The following is an 18929-nucleotide window of genomic DNA, read 5'->3' on the forward strand; positions in this document are numbered from 1 at the left end:
GGTTCAGGCAAAGCTGCCAGTCATTTACTTGCAGCTTTCTTCCACTAACACTGAATCTCGTTTACCGAGTAAATTGAACGTCAAACTTTGGCATTTCCCTTCTAAGCGATATTGTAATTTACCTTTATCTGGGTATAAAAAGTCATAATCTCCTCCAAAATGAGCAGAGAAATCTTTCGCTTCAATATCAAAAGGCTTAAGTGATAATCGACCACGATCAGCGGTTAACTGGATATCACTAATGGTCACGGGTTCCGCTGGTTTATTTTTATCCATTATTGATGATCCACCTTGTTCTGGTTCACTTTCTTCTACGCTATCTGGATGAACCAACGGTGGCAGATTAATACCTTGATTGCGCAGCCATAAATTTTGGAAGTCATCATGGCTAGAGGCTCGTGTGACGCTTGCATTTAGCTGGCCTGTCACACTACGATTAAAGATCAGCTGATCGCCATATAGCCCTTCTCCTTTAATCGTAAAATCGGTAATACCATCCAAATGCAAAGGAAGGTGGAACCAACGAGTAAAGAAGCGTAGCGGAATACCAGAGGCCTCAAGATCCACATTCCAAGGTTGGCTCGTTTGGCTAAATGCCATATTTGCAGTGCCTTTCACTAAACCATCATCAAGAGGAATAAATAGTTTATCTAGCCCAAAATGGCCTTCTTTGCTATGCATGCTAAGTAATAGATTACGGCTATTCACACCGTCATAGCTAGCGCTGCTGGCACTGATGCTAAGTTGACCGTTCCATAATCCCCATTGACCATCACGCTTAATATCCAGCTCATCACCATCAATGCTTAATCCAGAGGCTTGCTTTGGCGTGGTGGTGGTTAAATCGATAAATTGAACATTATTCACACTCACCATTTTGGCCTGAATATTTTTAATCTGGCTCAAATAATTTTTAAATAATTGTTTAGAACGTGGGCTTGGTATCCATTTTAGATTATTTAAGTTGAGTTGAGTTAAATTCAAGCTGGTGGGAGTAACTTGCCCTTGTAAATGGATGTTGCCTTGTAGCATTTCAAGGGAGATATCTTGGATGTGCGCTAAATTTGGTTGCAGGTTTACATCCAATGCAGGAGAGTTAATGGCTTGTCCTAATAGGCTCATGTTATCGGCGGTTGCAAAAATACTGGCGTCTTGTTGTTGCCACAGTTGCAGTGGTAACTCGACGTGTTCTGCGTTTATCGTAACGTTATTCGCGCTGATGGTCGGTGTTTCGAAGCTGGATTCTGAGATGGTCAGCTGATCAATATTCATCGGAATGTGGTTAAACCCATCAAGACTGGCTGTACTGATATTATCGAAATCATTTTGTTGTAAACGTAGACCCGTAATATTCACGCGTGGTACTTGCCATTCTTTTTGCGTGTTCATTTTGGTGGCTTGGCCAGAGAAGTGTGCTTTTCGCCAGGTAAATCGAATATCGTAGAAGGTGGCGTTTTTTTCGGTGAGATCACCATCAATAAAAACGTGATTGAGTGCTTCGCCTTGCCAATAGAGTTGATCTGCAGATAATTGCATTTCGCCATAAAAAGGCAGGATTTTCGAATCACGAACCTGAGGCGATTTTATTTGGATATTAACATCTCGCCCCACCCAGCCATTATCAGCAAAATCAATATTGGCTACCGACAGTTGATTTAATCGAATATATGGTGAGACCGATAGCGTTGGCCAACCATTTTGTAATTTGACCCCTTCAATTAACACATTATTAATCTGAAATTGATTGTCTTTCCACAGTGAGTCTCCTAACCAGATATCGACCTGGTTAAGCAGCAAAGGAGAGGCATTCTCTTGAGGAATAAGCACACCTTCTAATTGAATGTGCTTAGGTTGCTGATAAGAATAATTGACGGCGCGTATTTTGATTGGCTGTTTCAAGCCATACTCAAGTACGCCATTAACAAGCTGTGGAGCATATTTAGTGTGAAGGGCGGCATAAGAAGCGGTGAGAGCAACCACTAACAATGAAATTAAGCCAACAATAATGGCAAGTAACTTTCTCATGTAACGTCCTGTTTTTGCATTCAATGAAGGGCGGTGAGTTTTAGAGTATGCCCTTATCATGGACAATTTATAGAAAATAGCACCAAGGTTGAAGCATTCTTTTTATTAAGTGCTGTAATGAGGGATAACGAACCATGATATCCAATGGTATGAGTTGAATGAAAAAAGGGCAAAATTTAGTATATAAAGTAAAAACGAGAAGCCGTATGACTTCTCGTTAATGTTATTAATACCAAATAGGGTCAATTAAGGTAATTGTGGCCCAGCACTGACTAAGGATTTACCTTCATCGTTATCGGTGTATTGAGCAAAGTTTTTAATGAACAATGCCGCTAACTCATCCGCTTTCACCTGCCACGCATCGGTAGACGCATAAGTATCTCTTGGATCTAGAATGGATGGGTCAACCTTTGGTAGTGATGTTGGTACTTCCAAGTTAAAGGTTGGGATGATTTTCGTATCCGCTTGGTCGATTGAACCATCTAAAATCGCATCAATAATACCGCGGGTATCTTGAATCGAAATGCGTTTGCCGCTGCCGTTCCAACCGGTGTTGACTAAATAAGCCTCAGCGCCTGCCGCTTCCATACGTTTTACCAACACTTCAGCATATTGAGTTGGATGTAGGGTTAAAAACGCCGCGCCAAATGCCGCAGAGAAGGTTGGGGTTGGTTCAGTGATGCCGCGCTCAGTACCTGCCAATTTGGCGGTAAAGCCGGATAGGAAGTGGTATTTAGTTTGCTCTGGCGTTAATTTAGATACCGGAGGTAACACGCCAAAGGCATCGGCAGTTAAGAAGATCACTTTCTTCGCATGGCCAGCTTTAGAGACTGGTTTTACGATGTTATCAATGTGATAAAGCGGGTAAGACACGCGGGTATTTTCCGTTTTAGAACCATCATCAAAATCAATGGTGCCATCGTCCGTTACCGAGACATTTTCTAGCAGTGCATCACGACGAATCGCATTGTAGATATCCGGTTCCGCTTCTTTCGATAGCTTAATGGTTTTAGCGTAACAGCCACCTTCAAAGTTAAACACACCATCGTCATCCCAACCGTGTTCATCATCACCGATCAATTGGCGTTTAGGGTCAGTAGACAGCGTGGTTTTCCCAGTGCCGGATAGGCCAAAGAATATCGCGACATCGCCTTGTTCACCAACGTTGGCAGAACAGTGCATTGAAGCCATACCTTTTAATGGTAATAGGTAGTTCATCATGGCGAACATACCTTTTTTCATTTCGCCGCCGTACCAAGTACCACCGATAATTTGAATGCGTTCGGTTAAATTAAAGGCCACGAAGTTTTCAGAGTTTAAGCCTTGAGCTTGCCAATTTGGATTGGTGGCTTTTGCGCCATTCATCACCACAAAATCAGGTTTGAATGTTTTTAATTCTTCATCAGTTGGGCGGATAAACATATTTTTGACGAAATGGGCTTGCCACGCTACTTCCGTGATAACACGAACTTGCAATCGAGATTCAGGGTTAGCACCACAAAAGCAATCGACGACGAATAAACGCTTATTGGAGAGTTGCTCGGTTACTAAAGATTTGAGATCTTGCCAAATGGCTTGTGTGATCGGTTTATTGTCATTTTTGCCTTGATCAGACCACCAAAGCGTATCTTGAGTGATGTCATCTTTTACTATGTACTTATCTTTAGGTGAGCGACCAGTAAAAATACCGGTATCGACAGACACTGCGCCTAATTCAGTGATAATGCCTTTTTCATAACCACTGAGTTCAGATTTGGTTTCTTCTGCAAACAATAATTCATAATTAGGATTACGGATAACTTCAGTGGCATCGGTAATACCATAGCAAGTGAGATCTAACTGCGCTGCCTGTTGGGTAGCGTTCTCCATAACGGTCATAGCGGGCTCCTTAATAGGAATTTTTGTAGGGATTATTATAATTTTAGGTAATGAGTAAAAAATAACCACTTTCTATGTATGGCTTACTTTACTCATGCTCACTTTAACAAAGTTTGAAAACAAAAAAGGTGGGGTCAAGGGCAATATGATTATTAATCGTATTAAAATAAGTGACGCGGAAAGCATTGAAAAATAGGATTTTAAGGTCAAAAAAACCGACAATGCGTCGGTTTTTTCAAACGGTTGTATGACTTATTGTATACAATGAATTAATGTAGGCTGTTTTTTGCGGCCTTTAAAATTTGATCTACTTCTTTAGAGTCAAAGGCATAGGTAGTCCCGCAGTAATCACAATGCAGTGCAACTTGTCCTTCCGTATTGAGAATATCGTCTAATTCTTCTTTGGCAACGGTAGCAATTGCACCAGCACTGCGCTCACGAGAACAGCCGCAGAAAAACTCAACATCTTGAGGCTCAAAGACTTGTACGGTTTCTTGGTTATATAAGCGGTACAGTACATCGTTAGCATCCAATGAAAACAGCTCTTCATTTTTGATGGTTTCGGTCAGTTTTTCTAAATGCTCAAAGTCACCTTCAGAACCCGTACCATCCGGCATGACTTGCAAGAGCATGCCAGCTGCATGTGCTTTACCTTCATGCTCTCCGGTGCGGAACCATAAGCGAGTTTTCAATTGCTCTGAACGCTCGAAATAACCTTCTAAAATTTCAGAGAGAGTATCACCTTCTAGACCCACCACGCCTTGGTAACGTTCACCTTGTTTTGGTGAAATGGTGATCACTAAGTGACCTTTGCCGATTAAGTCATGCAAAGACGCATCAGAAGCGATGTCACCGTCCCAACGTGCAACGCCACGCATCTTTTGGTCATGGTCGCCATTAATGACCACTAATGATACTGGCCCATCGCCTTGGAGTTGAAGCGTAATCGAGCCTTCAAATTTTAAAGTCGCGGTTAGTAGGCTGGTTGCCACCAACAATTCACCCAACATTCCCTGAACTGGCTTTGGGTAGTCTTGATTGGCAATGATTTGTTGAAAAGCAGTATCGAGCTGAACTAACTCGCCGCGAACCGACAAATCTTGAAATAAGTAACGATGCAAAAGATTATTTGCCATTAGTAAGGGAACTCCCAGCGATTATTGATGTTTAAATTTAATGATATTACGGCGTTGTTTTTTATCAGGGCGTCGATCTGGACTTGGGCTGTATAACGCATTCAGTTTATGCTTTTGCGCATCTTCTTCACGTTTGGCCAAGCTCTCATCAGTCTCACGATAGAGTGTTTGGGCTTCAGGTGCACCACGACGTTGTTCTGATATTTTTTCTATAACAACCGTTTTTTCTTCTTTACCTTGGCGCACACGAACTTTCGCACCAAGTTCGACAATCTTACTTGGTTTGGTTCGTTGGTCATTATAGTGAACTTTGCCACCATCAACCATGGTTCGTGCGATGGAACGGGTCTTATAAAAACGAGCCGCCCAGAGCCATTTATCTAAGCGAACCGATAAAGTTTGTGAGCTCATTCTGATATATAACCTTCAAGGGTTTACAGATGACGTAGTATTACGCCCTAGTACTAGATACAAAGTGGTGATGAGCAATAAAAAAATCAAGGTAGAAGCTAAAAGAAGTCGAAAATTTTAGAGGCTATTATTAGCGGTTAATACATTTTCATCATTGGTTAATCCGATGAGAAAAGGTAGGGAACTTCTGATATTTAGGTGCAAAAATAGAGGTTGTGCATAAAAGTTGATAATAGATGTGTAAAAGTATGATTTAATTTGGTTATAAGCCTTTTAATCGTTAAGCTTGACGTTGTATGGTATGAAGGTTTAAAAATTTTAATATAAAAAGGTGTGGAAATAAGAAGAATGGAGTCTACTTTAACATGTCGACAATGATGGCTTCGAAGGACAATATCAGAGGCCTTTTCGTCCAGCTAGGGCGCCAAATTGTGTTGCATCAAGCACAAATCAGTCGCTGGCTTACGCTCATTTTTACCGCTTTAATTGCGTGGGTTATTGGCGCATTAATATGGGCGATCCTGACACCAGCCCCTTCGGTTGGAAAGTGGTCTGCGACGGCAGTCTCATCTAATGCATCCTCTGCACCTCAAGTGTCTAACATTTCAAATTTATTAAGTGCCAACCTTTTTGGGATCTATATTCATAATCAAGCGCAAAGTGCCCAAAAACAGCAAGTGGCTCAAGATGCCCCTCAAACCCGTTTAAATCTTACCTTAGTGGGCGCGGTATCTAGCAGTAATGAGCAATTAAGCTTGGCTATTATTGCCAACCAAGGAAAACAAGCCACTTATGGTATTGGCGAGACGATTGAGAACACTCGAGCCACGCTTAAAGCAGTATTAATTGATCGAGTGATTATTCAGAATCAAGGTCGCGATGAAACCTTGATGTTAGCTGGGATTGATTACAACAAAGAGCCACAAACCATTGCGAGTAAGCGCGGTGAGCCAGAACAAGATGTTGAAGCTCCAAGTGATGATAATTTAAGTGCTATTCGAACCGAGATTTCTAGCGACCCACAAAAAATATTTCAGTACATTCGTCTTTCTCAAGTAATGGAAGATGGAAGCCTGAAAGGTTATCGCGTACGCCCTGGCAGTCAACGGGAATTATTTGATCAAGTCGGGCTTAAAGAAGGCGATATTGCCACTGTATTAAATGGGAAGGATTTAACCGATCCTTCTCAAATAGCCTCTCTATGGAAAGACGCGTTAGGTCTCAATGAATGGAACTTAACCGTAGAACGAGATGGCCAAACTCATGATATTTACATTCAGTTTTAAAGCGAATAGTCATTCGTTTTTTTAGGATAGCAACGTCACCCATGGTGAGCAGGAGCAACGTGTGAAAAAGTGGTTGAGTAAAATCTCACTAATATTAATGACCGGATTTGTGTCAATATCTGCCTCAGCAGAAGAGTTCAGTGCTAGCTTTAAAGGCACTGATATTCAGGAGTTCATCAATATTGTTGGACGTAATCTTCAAAAAACCATTATTGTCGATCCAACTGTGCGCGGAAAAATTGATGTGCGCAGCTATGATGTGTTGAATGAAGAACAGTACTATAAATTCTTCCTCAATGTTTTAGAGGTTTATGGTTACGCTGTTGTTCAAATGGACAACGGCATTTTGAAAGTCATCAAAGATAAAGATGCGAAAACGGCCGCTATTCCGGTGGTTGGTAATGACTCGACTATTTCCGGGGATGCCGTGATCACTCGAGTTGTACCGGTAAAAAATGTGTCTGTGCGTGAACTTTCTCCTATCTTACGTCAACTTAATGATAATGCGGGTGCCGGTAACGTTGTCCATTATGACCCTTCCAATATTATTTTACTTACCGGACGTGCTTCTGTCGTCAACCGTTTAGCGGACATTATTAAGCGGGTTGACCAAGCGGGCGACAAAGAGGTTGAAGTGGTTGAGCTGAAAAATGCTTCTGCCACTGAAATGGTGCGTATTGTGGATGCGCTAAGTAAAAGCGCAGATGCGAAGAACACCCCTGAATTGCTTCAACCAAAATTGGTTGCCGATGAACGTACCAATTCAATCTTAATTTCTGGTGATCCTAAAGTGCGTCAGCGTTTAAGAAAGCTGATTAGTCAGCTTGATGTTGAAATGGCAACCAAAGGCAATAACCGTGTTATTTATTTACGTTACGCTAAAGCAGAAGACTTAGTGAAAGTGCTTTCTGGCGTATCGGAAAACTTACAAGCCGAGAAAGATTCTGGAGCAGGTTCAGGTACCAATAAAACCAAAGTATTGATCACTGCTGATCCGGGTACGAACGCTTTAGTTTTAACGGCGCCGCCAGATATTATGCAAGCTTTGGAAGAGGTAATTGGGCAGCTTGATATCCGTCGAGCACAAGTCTTAATTGAAGCCTTGATTGTTGAGCTTTCTGAAGGAGAAGGTATTGAGCTAGGTGCTCAATATGCGAATTTAGAAACAGGTAGCATGGTGCAATATTCCAATGCTAATGCTCAAATTGGCCAAGTAGCGATTGGTATACAAGAAGCAAAACCAACACTAGGAACAACTACTACCGTGGTCAGTGCGGATGGTTCAACAACCACTTCAACGACTCCAGATACAAATGGAGATTATTCAACTCTTGCTTCTGCATTAAGTGGTGTGAATGGTGCTGCACTGAGTCTGGTTAAAGGAGATTGGGCAGCATTAGTCAGTGCGGTGGCAACCGATACTAGCTCCAACATTCTTTCATCTCCAAGTATTACAGTGTTAGATAATAGTGAAGCGTCTTTCATTGTTGGTGAAGAAGTGCCAGTAATTACCGGTTCAACCGCCGGTGCGGACAACGATAACCCATTCCAAACCGTTGACCGTAAAGAAGTGGGTATTAAGTTAAGAGTGACCCCTCAGATCAACGAAGGTGACTCGATTCAAATGAAAATTGAACAAGAAGTGTCGAATGTTTTAGGGCCAAGTGGTGCAGTCGATGTTCGTTTTGCCAAACGTCAAATTAACACTTCAGTGATGGTGCAAGATGGACAAATGATTGTCTTAGGCGGTTTGATTGATGATCGTGCCCAAGAAAGTGTCTCTAAAATTCCGCTGCTTGGTGACATTCCTTATTTAGGTGCATTGTTCTCATACACCAATACTACCAAAGAGAAAAAGAACTTAATGGTGTTCATCAAGCCAACGATTATTCGTGATGGTATGGCGCTTGATGGCTTGTCTCGTCGTAAGTACAACTACATTCGTGCAGAGCAATTATACCGAGCGCAAAAGGGCTTAAAATTACTGCCTAATGCGGAAACTCCTGTGATCCCTCGATTTGGTGATGATGCACGTCAACCTTCAGAAATCCAAGCGTTCCTTGATCAGTTGCAGGATGAAAAGTAATGAGTCAAATGATGGATGAATCGTCAATGCAACCCGAGTTAGAAGAATCTGCTCGCCCTGCATTTCGTCTTCCTTTTGCTTTTGCAAAGCGCCATCAAGTGGTACTGGATTACAACGAACAGCAGCAAGCGATTCTTTATTATACGGGCGATCTTGCCTCGCAAGTGATGTTAGAGATTCGCCGGGCATTGGGTCAAGCTTTTGCTCCACAGCATCTCGATGGCAATGCATTTGAACGTAAGTTAACCGGAAGCGTATCAGCGCGATTCTTCGGAAGCTCGCCAATTAATGGAAGACATTGGCGCCGATGATGATTTTTTCTCATTAGCTGAAGAGCTGCCAGAGAATGAAGATTTATTAGAGTCGGAAGATGATGCCCCGATCATTAAATTGATCAATGCCATGTTGGGTGAAGCGATCAAAGAGGGTGCATCCGATATTCATATCGAAAGTTTTGAAAAGGTCTTATCTATTCGTTTTCGTGTCGATGGTGTGTTGCGTGAAGTCTTATCACCAAGCCGTAAACTGGCACCGATCTTAGTGTCGCGTGTCAAAGTAATGGCGAAACTCGATATTGCTGAAAAACGTGTTCCACAAGATGGCCGGATTTCATTACGTATTGGCGGTCGAGCGGTTGATGTTCGTGTATCGACGATGCCGTCATCGCACGGTGAGCGAGTGGTGATGCGTCTGCTGGATAAAAATGCTACGCGTTTAGATCTGCACAGCCTTGGCATGACACCGAAAAACCACGAATCTTTCCGCCAATTAATTGCACGACCTCACGGTATCATCTTGGTAACCGGTCCGACAGGTTCGGGTAAATCAACCACGTTATACGCTGGCTTGCAAGAACTGAACAGCACTGAGCGTAATATCTTAACCGTTGAAGACCCGATCGAATTTGATATTGATGGTATCGGTCAAACCCAAGTTAACACCAAGGTTGATATGACCTTTGCTCGTGGTTTACGCGCCATTTTACGTCAAGATCCCGACGTGGTAATGGTCGGGGAAATTCGCGATCTGGAAACGGCACAAATTGGTGTTCAAGCCTCTTTAACGGGTCACTTGGTGATGTCGACTCTTCATACCAATACAGCGATTGGTGCGATTACTCGTTTACGTGATATGGGCATAGAACCATTCTTAATTTCTTCCTCTTTACTTGGTGTACTGGCGCAGCGTTTGGTTCGAACCTTATGCCCAAGCTGTAAAGTGCCATTTCAAGCCGACATTCAGCAAAAGAAATTATTCAATGTTTCTGAGAATGAAGCCTTAACTTTGTATAAACCACAAGGTTGTGAGAAGTGTAATCACAAAGGGTATCGTGGCCGAACCGGTATCCATGAGTTGTTGATGATTGATGACAAGACCCAAGAGCTGATTCACTCCGAAGCAGGTGAACAGGCGATTGAGTCTGCGATTCGCGCTAAAACACCAAGTATTCGCGATGATGGTTTAGCCAAAGTACGTCAAGGTATTACGACATTAGAAGAAGTGCTGCGCGTCACTAAGGAAGTGTAAATCATGGCCGCGTTTGAATATAAAGCACTGGATGCGAAGGGAAAGCAAAAAAAAGGCATTCTAGAAGGTGATAATGCTCGACAGGTTCGCCAACGTTTAAAAGAAAAAGGCTTAATGCCAACCGAAGTCGTTGAAACCAAAGCCAAAACACAAAGTTCTAAAAAAGGTGGCTTTAGTTTTCAACGCGGTATTAGCACCAATGAATTAGCCCTCATTACGCGCCAACTTTCGACATTAGTGCAAGCTGGTATGCCACTTGAAGAGTGTATTCGAGCGGTCGCTGAGCAATCTGATAAGCCACAGATACGCAATATGTTAGTGAGTATTCGCTCTCGTGTCGTGGAAGGTTATACCTTGTCCGATAGTATGGCGGAGTTTCCTGCGGTATTTGATGATCTGTTTTGTGCCATGGTGGCGGCCGGTGAAAAATCGGGTCACTTGGATGCGATCTTAGATCGTTTGGCTGATTACGCTGAAAATCGCCAAAAGATGCGTTCCAAATTACAACAAGCCCTTATTTACCCAACCATGCTGACCTTAATTGCGATCAGCGTTGTGGCGTTTTTACTTGCTGCTGTCGTCCCTAAAATTGTTGATCAATTTGTTCAAATGGGGCAAGGCTTACCGCTCTCTACTCAATTCCTGTTAACCGCCAGTAATTTTGTTCAACACTGGGGTATCGCCTTATTGCTCGGTATTATTGCGTTCATCGTCGCATTGAAAATGGCGCTTAAAAAGCCAGATTTTCGTTTGAAATGGGATAAACGCGTTTTGGCTTTACCTGTGATTGGTAAAGTAGCTAAAGGGTTAAATACTTCGCGTTTTGCTCGCACTTTAGCCATTTGTTCTTCCAGTGCCATTCCTTTGCTAGATGGCATGAAAGTGGCGGCGGATGTAATGAGTAATCAATACTTTAAATCACAAATTTTAGAGGCATCAGAAAAAGTGCGTGAAGGCACCAGTTTGCGTAAATCATTGGAGCATACTGGGTTATTCCCACCGATGATGTTACACATGATTGCCAGTGGTGAGCAAAGTGGTGAATTAGAACCTATGCTGATTCGCGCAGCGGACAACCAAGACCGTGATTTTGAATCATTGGTGAATATGGCACTTGGCATTTTTGAGCCATTACTGATTGTAGCCATGGCTGGTATTGTGTTGTTTATTGTGACCGCAACCTTAATGCCAATTTTAGAATTGAATAATTTAGTTACGCAAAAATAGATCAACGGCAAGAGCCGCATTCTGAAAATGCGGAACGAATTATCCGGACCTCGCTCTAAAGTGAGAGAGCTTAAAATTTTGTACAGGAGAGAAACATGAGAAAAACAATTAACCCAACCACAAGTAAACAAAAAGGCTTCACCTTACTCGAAGTAATGGTTGTGGTGGTCATTCTTGGGATTTTAGCCAGTTTTGTTGTACCTAACCTTTTAGGTAACAAAGAAAAAGCAGATCAACAAAAAGCAGTGACTGACATTGTCGCATTAGAAAATGCGTTAGATATGTATAAGTTAGACAACAGTGTTTATCCAACGACTGACCAAGGCTTAGAAGCGTTAGTGAGCAAGCCAACAGGTAGCCCAGAGCCGCGTAATTATCGTGATGGTGGTTACATCAAACGTTTACCAAGTGATCCTTGGGGCGGTGATTATCAATACCTAAGCCCTGGTGATCACGGCACGGTAGACGTGTTTAGTTTAGGTTCCGATGGTCAAGAAGGTGGCGATGACGGTTCACAAAAAGACATCGGTAACTGGAATATTCAAGACTTCCAATAAGGAAGTGAATACACCTATACCCTAAGTAAGAGGGGTATAAATCGTAAGGATAACCATGAAGCGTCAAGCTGGCTTTACCTTATTGGAAATATTACTGGTGGTGGTATTAATGTCCCTCAGCGCACTGGCTGTGGTGCAAACGCTACCTCAAAGTAAAGATGACCAAGCTAAAGAACAAGCCTCACGCTTTTTTCAGCGCCTGCAATTGTTGAGCGATGATGCGATTTTAAATGGTCGAGATTATGGTATTCGTCTTGATGATAAAAAATCGACCTACACCTACATGCAATTAGATGAAGAAGGTTGGAAAGAGGTTGAATCGAGTCCTTATTTTACTGAAACCAGTATGGATGACGATTTAACCTTTTCGTTTGAATTGGGTGGTGATGCGTGGTCGGACAGTGATCGTTTATTTAAGCAAGAAGATTTTTATGAAGACCGCTTTGAAGACGACGAAGAAGAAAAAGTGAAGCCGCCTCAAGTGTTCGTATTGTCGAGCGGGGAAGTGACGCCTTTTGAGATATCGTTTGTATCGGATAGTCAACAATCACTAGATGAACGATGGCGAGTCAATGTTACCGAAGCAGGCGTAATTCAATTGCTTGCGCCGGGAGAGGTTAATGAACAAAGCAACTAATCGAGTACGCGGGATGACCCTGCTAGAAGTATTGATTGCTTTGGCTATTTTCGCCACGGCTGCGATCAGTGTGATTCGAGCGGTCACACAACACATTAACACCTTAACCTATCTGGAAGAGAAAACCTTTGCCAGTATGGTGGTGGATAATCAGTTGGCTATGGTCAACCTAGCAAGTTCATTCAATTCGAGCAAAAAAGGTGTTGAAGAGTTTGCGGGTAAGCAATGGTATTGGAGCGCAACACCGATCAAAACAGGATCGGATTTAATAAAAGCCGTTGATGTAAGTGTGGCTATTGATCCAGAGCGTAAAAATACATTAATGACGGTGAGAACGTATGTTAAACCGTAGTGGTAGGCAGATAAAGATCAAACATAAACCAATGTTAGGGTTTACCTTAATTGAGGTTTTAGTGGCGATTATGGTGTTTGCCAGTTTAAGCATTGCAGCCTACCAAGTAGTAAACCAAGTTCAGCGCAGTAATCAAATGTCTTCAGAGAAGACGGAAAGGTTACAAGAAATACAGCGCGCCATGATTATTATGGACAGTGATTTTCGCCAAATGGCCGCAAGAAGGTTTCGCGTAAATGGTGAAGAGGCAAGTAACAATTATCTTTTTGAAGAGCAATATTTGCTCGATTCAGAGTCCAATGGAATTCTTTTCACTCGTTTAGGTTGGCTAAACCCACAGCAATCTTTCCCAAGAGGAGAGATAGTCAAGGTGGGATATCGCACCATACAAGGTAATTTAGAGCGAGTGTGGTGGCGTTATCCCGATAGCCCTGCAGGTCAAGAGCCTTTATACAAAACCATATTGACTCAAGTGGAAGATGTGAGCTTTCGTTTTTATGATAATGGTGCGTGGCAAGATGAATGGCAAACCGCTTCGCAACTGCCTAAAGCGGTTGAAGTGTCTCTTACGCTAAAGGATTACGGTAAATTAACACGGATATATTTAACACCGGGTGGCAAAGCGCCGAGTTCCGCGAGTGATTCGAGTGATGATGGTGATAGTCAATGACGCCAACCAAGGTAAATAAACAGTATTGCTTACAGCGTCGGCCATCACGGCAGAAAGGGGTTGCGTTGATCTTTGTATTAATGCTGGTGGGGGTGTTGGTGGGTATTGCCGCCACTATGACAGAAAGAATGTCGACTCAGTTCTATCGAGCCAGTAATTTGTTACATCATCAACAAGCTTATTGGTATGGCGTAGGGGTAGAAGCTTTAGCTCAAGTGGCGATAGAAGAAACTTACAAAGAAAACGATGACAACATTAATTTAAGCCAAGCGTGGGCATTGCAAGGGACCAACTATCCTTTAGATAATGGTGAAGCCGTTGGCAGTATTTATGACAAACAAGCTTGCTTTAATGTGAATGCGTTGACCGGATTACCCAATACCAATAATAACGGTCAGAGGCCTTATTTATTGAAAGTCTTGGCGTATATGTTACAAGAAGAAGGCATCGATAATTATCAAGCAGAAGTGATTGCCGATTCGATCAAAGAATATGTGGATAGCGATGAACAAGTAACCACACAAAGTGGCGTAGAAAGCGCGACCTATGAAGGTTTTAAACCGCCTTATGATGCGCCCAATACTATGATTGCTGATGCCTCAGAGCTTCGGGCGGTAAATCAAGTTACGGGCCCTGCAATGAAGGTGTTAAATAACGTTGCTTGCGCCATTCCGTCGGCGGATTTATTGATTAATGTGAATACGCTTGAACCACGTCAGGCTTTATTGCTGGCGGGCTTATTTCAACCGGCATTAAGTTTAAATGATGCGGAAAAATTATTGGAAAATCGTCCGAGAGATGGTTGGAAAGATGTGGATACGTTTTTGAATGAATCTGAAATTAGCGGTATTTCACCCGATATTAAAGCGCAAGCCAGTCCATTTTTAGCAGTAACCAGTCAATACTTTGAGCTGGATGCACAAGTAAAAGTAGAAGATTCAAGAGTCAGGCTACGTAGCCTAATATACAGTTCAGATAATAAAACGACCGAAATCATACGTCGTCGCTTCGGAGGGATCAGTGAACGAGTTTCTGACAATAAAGCTGAGCAGTAATCCAAGTGATTCGATACCTTGGTTAGTCTGGTCGAGTAACCTTAAAGACGTTATCGCATCAGGTGAGCTAGTTAATCGCGATCATTTAGATGAATTGGCTTCTTATAGCCAACAACGAATGGTGATTGGCTTATTGCCAAGTAGTGATGTGCTATTGACACACATCACCATTCCTTCAGGTGCCAGTCGTCAATTGAATGCAATGTTGCCCTTTTTACTGGAGGATGAGCTCACTCAAGACATTGATCGCATGCACTTCACTGTATTAAAAAAGCAAGGCGATCAAGCCACGATTGCTACCATTGAACGAGAACGCCTCGCGCAATGGGTCGATGCATTTAAAGAAGTGGGCATTGAGCTGAAAAAAGTACTGCCAGATTGTTTGGCATTACCACAACTTGAAGGGCAGGTGAGCGCGCTGCATTGCGATGACCAATGGCTATTTCGCCAAGGTGAAGTAAAAGGTGCTGCAGTTGATGACGCATGGCTTGAACTCTTTTTGCAATCAGGTTGGCTCGCGCCGGATGGTGACGCTCTGCGTTTTGAAGATGTGCTTAATGACAATCTCGAGCTTGCAGAAAGTGAACCGACGAGCGATGAAGATGCTTTGGTTCAGCGCTTACAAGCGCAGTCTGACAGTGAAGAAAAAAAGGTACCCGTTAAGAAAGAGGTGCGCCCACAAGCGATGCCTTCTGATGTCGATGAGTCGGCGATTAGCATTTGTAGCTATAGCGATTTACCTGTAAATCACGAGCAATTGCCGGGGCTGTGGACGCTTGCCGAAAAAGAAATGATGATGGTGACCTTATCGCAAGGAGCGATCACCTCAAAAGCTAACTTGCTCAGTGGTTCGTTTAAAGCGCAAGCTTCGTGGTTTAAACATTGGCGAGTGTGGCAAAAAGTAGCGATTGCAGCATGTGTCTTGGTAGTGGTGCTACTTATCCAGAAAACCATCGTGGTGCAACAACTGGAAGCGCAATCCCAAGCTTATCATGCAGAAAGTGAGCGTATCTTCCGCTCGGTATTTCCTGATAAAAAGCGGATCCCGACGGTGAGTTATCTAAAGCGTTCGATGCAAGATGAAGAAAATGCATTATCTGGCGCTAGTGGTGATACGGTGTCTGTTCTCGGTTGGATGGCAAAATTACCAGAGTCGCTACAAGCGGTGAAATCGGTGACCATTCATAGCCTTCAGTTTGATGCTGCCCGCAGTGAGATCCGTATTAATGCGCAAAGCAATGATTTCCAATCGTTTGAACAATTGCGGACTGAATTGGCGAAAGAGTTTTCTGTCGATCAAGGGCAGTTGAATAAAAATGGTGATGTCGTACAAGGGACTTATGTCATTAGGAGCAAGGCATGAATGAAAAAATTGCCGCATTAATGGCACCAGTCAATAATTGGTGGCAAGGCATTTCAACCCGAGAGCGCCGTTTGGTGATCGCTGGGTTAAGTTTATTTATTATTGGCTTTGTTTATTGGGGGATATTTCAACCGTTATCCGACCGTACTGAACAAGCACAAATACGCTTAAACACTGAAAAGCAACTACTGCAATGGGTAACCAGTTCGGCTGACAACATTGTGAGTTTACGTGCACAAAGTGGTGTTCGTGGCTCACAACGAAATATGCCGATTAACCAAGTGGTATCATCGACTGCTTCGCGTTTTGATATTGAATTGATTCGTATGCAGCCAAGAGATGACATGCTGCAAGTTTGGGTGCAACCATTACCTTTTAATACATTAATTAATTGGTTGGCAGAATTACGAGATAAGTATGGATTACAAGTGTTGTTTTTAGATGTGAATCGTACGGATAAGCAAGGTGTTGTCGAAGTCAATCGACTGCAATTTCAACGAGGGTAATGGCGTGAAAGGAAAACTGTGGTATGTCATTATTTTCGTGTTCGCCTTACTGGTCAGCCTGATCGCTAACATTCCTGCTGCTTGGGTCTATACTCATGTACCTAAGCAAAGAGGGGTTGATGTACAAGGTATCAGTGGGACCATTTGGAATGGCAGCGTTCAACAATTAACGGCAGAACGCCGCTCACTTGGCGCAGTATATTGGTCATTTCGACCAAGCCAGTTGTTTATGGGTAAAGCGGAATACAAAATTCGTTTTGGTCAAGGCAGCGCGATTAAGCTCAATGGTAAAGGCGATGTTGGTGTTGGTTTTTCTGGTTTATATGCCAAAAATACCGTGGTCTCTTTACCTGTTAGCGAGTTAGTTAAGTTTGTTCCTATGCAAGTGCCGGTAGAATTAAAAGGTCAATTAGAAGTGTCATTAAACGACATTCAGTATTCTGAACCTTGGTGTAAGCAAGCAGCGGGGAGTGTGGCATGGACGGGGGCTCAAATAGCTTCTCCAATTGGACAATTAGAGCCAGGCCCAGTGATTGCTGATTTAACCTGTAAAGATCATATTGTTGATTTAGCAGGCAAGCAAAATAACCAACAAGTGAGCAGCGACTTTAAAGTGAACCTAAATGCTCAATCGCGCTATAAGTTAGAAGCGTGGTTTAAACCTGGTACACAATTTCCATCATCGATGTCTAAGCAGTTAACTTGGTTGGGCAATCCCGATGGGCAAGGGCGTTATCAGTTTACGTTTGCCGGTAAGTTATAAATAACAAATAGGATGGGGATAGTTCACCTATTTGTCTAAGGAGAAACGAGATGGCAAAGCACAAGCATCCTGAAATTTTATCTAAGTCCGTGGTGGCGCAATCTCGTTTATTTGCGATTGAATCTCTTGAGCTTCGTTTCTCGAATGGTGAAGAACGCACTTATGAACGAATGAAACCCAGCCATCGTGGTGGCGTCATGATCGTGCCTGTTACAGCGGAAGGGGATTTATTGCTGATCCGTGAGTATGCGGCGGGTACAGAACGTTATGAGTTAGGTTTTCCTAAAGGCTTGATCGATCCAGGTGAAACGCCAGAGCAGGCGGCAAACCGAGAGTTGAAAGAGGAAATTGGCATGGGAGCGGATAAGCTGTTACCTCTCAAGCAAGTGGTATTGGCACCATCGTATTTTTCAAGCCAGATGACATTGTTTTTAGGGCAAGGTCTATACCCAGAGCGTCTTGAAGGGGATGAGCCGGAAGAATTAGAAGTGGTGAAATGGCCGCTTAATCAAGCCGAAGAATTACTGACTCATTTAGATTTTTGCGAAGCTCGCAGTATTACGGCATTGATGTTTGCACTACGCGCTTTAGCTGAGGAAAGGTAAATATGTCATCATCTAGCGATTTATCTCACTTATTACCCGATGTGATTGGTATTGCTCGCACAGCAGGACAACGCATTCTTGAGATTTACCATAATAAAGAATACCAATCTTTTGTAAAAGAAGACGACACTCCTGTTACCACTGCCGACTTGACCGCGCATAAAATTATTATGCAAAGCTTGGCCGAGTTAACACCCGATATTCCTATTTTGTCGGAAGAAGATGCCGATATCAGTTTAAAGAAACGCTCGAAGTGGGATCGCTATTGGTTAGTTGATCCTCTTGATGGCACGCAAGAGTTCATTGCTCGTAGTGGTGATTTTGCCACTGTCATTGCTTTGATTGAGAATAATCATCCGGTGATGGGCGTGGTATACGCGCCAGTTTCGGGGGTGACTTACTTTGCTTATCAAGGAAAAGGGGCTTGGAAAATTCCTGAAATGGATGACAGCATTCGCATTCATTCTCATAAGCATGAGAGCCCAGAGCAGTCGATCGCGATTGCCATTAGTCGCCGCCAAAACATCAATCGAATCACGGACAACCTATCACCTGCGCGTAATTATGAGCTGGTGCCATTAGGGTCTGCCGCGTTAAAAGCCTGTTTAGTGGCAGAAGGTGCCGTCGATTGTTATATCCGCTTAGGTCCAACGGGAGAGTGGGATACTGCGGCAACACAATGCATCGTTGAAGAGGCTGGTGGACGGATCTTGAGTACCAAGTTAGAGCCTTTGTCTTACAACGAGCGAGATACTTTAGAAAACCCGAACTTTATTGTATTGGGCGATGAAAGTATCGGCTGGGATAGTATTTTAACGGGTAATTTAGAACGTTAGTTATCCGCA

Annotated in this window: 17 protein-coding genes and 1 pseudogene; 14 read left to right on the forward strand and 4 right to left on the reverse strand. The window is 43.0% G+C overall.

Annotated features, from left to right (window positions below; translation table 11 throughout):
* Positions 1-24: 24 nt before the first annotated feature.
* The 4 genes from A1QC_RS01615 to hslR all read right to left on the reverse strand — a co-directional run bounded on the left by A1QC_RS01615 (position 25) and on the right by hslR (position 5450).
* A complete protein-coding gene (locus A1QC_RS01615) occupies positions 25-2025 on the reverse strand; it encodes an AsmA family protein (protein WP_017026627.1) in 2001 nt (666 codons plus the stop codon).
* Between the two features lie 246 nt (positions 2026-2271).
* Positions 2272-3903, reverse strand: a complete 1632-nt coding sequence (gene pckA, locus A1QC_RS01620; protein WP_017026628.1) for a phosphoenolpyruvate carboxykinase (ATP) — start codon at positions 3901-3903, stop codon at positions 2272-2274.
* A 269-nt stretch (positions 3904-4172) separates the two neighbouring features.
* Positions 4173-5039 carry an Hsp33 family molecular chaperone HslO gene (hslO, locus tag A1QC_RS01625; RefSeq protein WP_017026630.1) on the reverse strand — a complete coding sequence of 289 codons (867 nt, stop codon included), beginning with the start codon at positions 5037-5039 and terminating at the stop codon, positions 4173-4175.
* A 21-nt stretch (positions 5040-5060) separates the two neighbouring features.
* Positions 5061-5450: a ribosome-associated heat shock protein Hsp15 gene (gene hslR / locus A1QC_RS01630; RefSeq protein WP_017026631.1), complete on the reverse strand. Its 390-nt coding sequence runs from the start codon at positions 5448-5450 to the stop codon at positions 5061-5063.
* Between the two features lie 365 nt (positions 5451-5815).
* On the opposite strand from hslR, the gene gspC reads away from it, so the two are divergent.
* The 14 genes and pseudogenes from gspC to cysQ all read left to right on the forward strand — a co-directional run bounded on the left by gspC (position 5816) and on the right by cysQ (position 18920).
* Entirely contained in the window at positions 5816-6736 is a 921-nt protein-coding gene (gene gspC / locus A1QC_RS01635) for a type II secretion system protein GspC (protein WP_017026632.1), read from the forward strand.
* 97 nt (positions 6737-6833) lie between these two features.
* A complete protein-coding gene (gene gspD, locus A1QC_RS01640; RefSeq protein ID WP_141705957.1) occupies positions 6834-8822 on the forward strand; it encodes a type II secretion system secretin GspD in 1989 nt (662 codons plus the stop codon).
* Between the two features lie 11 nt (positions 8823-8833).
* A pseudogene (gene gspE, locus A1QC_RS01645) lies at positions 8834-10349 on the forward strand (type II secretion system ATPase GspE).
* A 3-nt stretch (positions 10350-10352) separates the two neighbouring features.
* Entirely contained in the window at positions 10353-11576 is a 1224-nt protein-coding gene (gene gspF / locus A1QC_RS01650) for a type II secretion system inner membrane protein GspF (protein ID WP_017026635.1), read from the forward strand.
* Between the two features lie 95 nt (positions 11577-11671).
* Positions 11672-12133 carry a type II secretion system major pseudopilin GspG gene (gspG, locus tag A1QC_RS01655; RefSeq protein ID WP_017026636.1) on the forward strand — a complete coding sequence of 154 codons (462 nt, stop codon included), beginning with the start codon at positions 11672-11674 and terminating at the stop codon, positions 12131-12133.
* A 55-nt stretch (positions 12134-12188) separates the two neighbouring features.
* Positions 12189-12770, forward strand: coding sequence for a type II secretion system minor pseudopilin GspH (gspH, locus tag A1QC_RS01660; protein ID WP_017026637.1), 582 nt, complete (start codon positions 12189-12191; stop codon positions 12768-12770).
* Positions 12754-13122, forward strand: a complete 369-nt coding sequence (gene gspI, locus A1QC_RS01665; protein WP_017026638.1) for a type II secretion system minor pseudopilin GspI — start codon at positions 12754-12756, stop codon at positions 13120-13122. Before gspH ends, gspI begins: the two co-directional genes overlap by 17 nt.
* Entirely contained in the window at positions 13109-13792 is a 684-nt protein-coding gene (gene gspJ / locus A1QC_RS01670; protein WP_017026639.1) for a type II secretion system minor pseudopilin GspJ, read from the forward strand. The genes gspI and gspJ overlap by 14 nt, the downstream gene beginning before the upstream one ends.
* Positions 13789-14847 carry a type II secretion system minor pseudopilin GspK gene (gspK, locus tag A1QC_RS01675; protein WP_017026640.1) on the forward strand — a complete coding sequence of 353 codons (1059 nt, stop codon included), beginning with the start codon at positions 13789-13791 and terminating at the stop codon, positions 14845-14847. The genes gspJ and gspK overlap by 4 nt, the downstream gene beginning before the upstream one ends.
* Positions 14813-16210: a type II secretion system protein GspL gene (gspL, locus tag A1QC_RS01680; protein WP_017026641.1), complete on the forward strand. Its 1398-nt coding sequence runs from the start codon at positions 14813-14815 to the stop codon at positions 16208-16210. The genes gspK and gspL overlap by 35 nt, the downstream gene beginning before the upstream one ends.
* Complete coding sequence (locus tag A1QC_RS01685; RefSeq protein WP_017026642.1) at positions 16207-16716, forward strand: type II secretion system protein M; 510 nt, start codon at positions 16207-16209, stop codon at positions 16714-16716. Before gspL ends, A1QC_RS01685 begins: the two co-directional genes overlap by 4 nt.
* Before the next feature lie 4 nt (positions 16717-16720).
* A complete protein-coding gene (locus A1QC_RS01690) occupies positions 16721-17479 on the forward strand; it encodes a type II secretion system protein N (RefSeq protein WP_026026022.1) in 759 nt (252 codons plus the stop codon).
* Between the two features lie 50 nt (positions 17480-17529).
* On the forward strand, positions 17530-18084 hold the full coding sequence (nudE, locus tag A1QC_RS01695; protein ID WP_017026644.1) for an ADP compounds hydrolase NudE: 555 nt from the start codon (positions 17530-17532) through the stop codon (positions 18082-18084).
* Between the two features lie 2 nt (positions 18085-18086).
* Positions 18087-18920, forward strand: coding sequence for a 3'(2'),5'-bisphosphate nucleotidase CysQ (cysQ, locus tag A1QC_RS01700; RefSeq protein WP_017026645.1), 834 nt, complete (start codon positions 18087-18089; stop codon positions 18918-18920).
* The last annotated feature ends 9 nt before the right edge of the window (positions 18921-18929 follow it).

The sequence above is a fragment of the Vibrio rumoiensis 1S-45 genome, from assembly GCF_000286955.2.
GTDB lineage: Bacteria > Pseudomonadota > Gammaproteobacteria > Enterobacterales > Vibrionaceae > Vibrio > Vibrio rumoiensis_A.

Excerpts from the sequence above, each read along its gene's own strand:
- A1QC_RS01615 (WP_017026627.1), bottom strand. The coding sequence starts at position 2,025 with ATGAGAAAGTTACTTGCCATTATTGTTGGCTTAATTTCATTGTTAGTG.
- pckA (WP_017026628.1), bottom strand. The coding sequence starts at position 3,903 with ATGACCGTTATGGAGAACGCTACCCAACAGGCAGCGCAGTTAGATCTC.
- hslO (WP_017026630.1), bottom strand. The coding sequence starts at position 5,039 with ATGGCAAATAATCTTTTGCATCGTTACTTATTTCAAGATTTGTCGGTT.
- hslR (WP_017026631.1), bottom strand. The coding sequence starts at position 5,450 with ATGAGCTCACAAACTTTATCGGTTCGCTTAGATAAATGGCTCTGGGCG.
- gspC (WP_017026632.1), top strand. The coding sequence starts at position 5,816 with ATGTCGACAATGATGGCTTCGAAGGACAATATCAGAGGCCTTTTCGTC.
- gspD (WP_141705957.1), top strand. The coding sequence starts at position 6,834 with ATGACCGGATTTGTGTCAATATCTGCCTCAGCAGAAGAGTTCAGTGCT.
- gspF (WP_017026635.1), top strand. The coding sequence starts at position 10,353 with ATGGCCGCGTTTGAATATAAAGCACTGGATGCGAAGGGAAAGCAAAAA.
- gspG (WP_017026636.1), top strand. The coding sequence starts at position 11,672 with ATGAGAAAAACAATTAACCCAACCACAAGTAAACAAAAAGGCTTCACC.
- gspH (WP_017026637.1), top strand. The coding sequence starts at position 12,189 with ATGAAGCGTCAAGCTGGCTTTACCTTATTGGAAATATTACTGGTGGTG.
- gspI (WP_017026638.1), top strand. The coding sequence starts at position 12,754 with ATGAACAAAGCAACTAATCGAGTACGCGGGATGACCCTGCTAGAAGTA.
- gspJ (WP_017026639.1), top strand. The coding sequence starts at position 13,109 with ATGTTAAACCGTAGTGGTAGGCAGATAAAGATCAAACATAAACCAATG.
- gspK (WP_017026640.1), top strand. The coding sequence starts at position 13,789 with ATGACGCCAACCAAGGTAAATAAACAGTATTGCTTACAGCGTCGGCCA.
- A1QC_RS01685 (WP_017026642.1), top strand. The coding sequence starts at position 16,207 with ATGAATGAAAAAATTGCCGCATTAATGGCACCAGTCAATAATTGGTGG.
- nudE (WP_017026644.1), top strand. The coding sequence starts at position 17,530 with ATGGCAAAGCACAAGCATCCTGAAATTTTATCTAAGTCCGTGGTGGCG.
- cysQ (WP_017026645.1), top strand. The coding sequence starts at position 18,087 with ATGTCATCATCTAGCGATTTATCTCACTTATTACCCGATGTGATTGGT.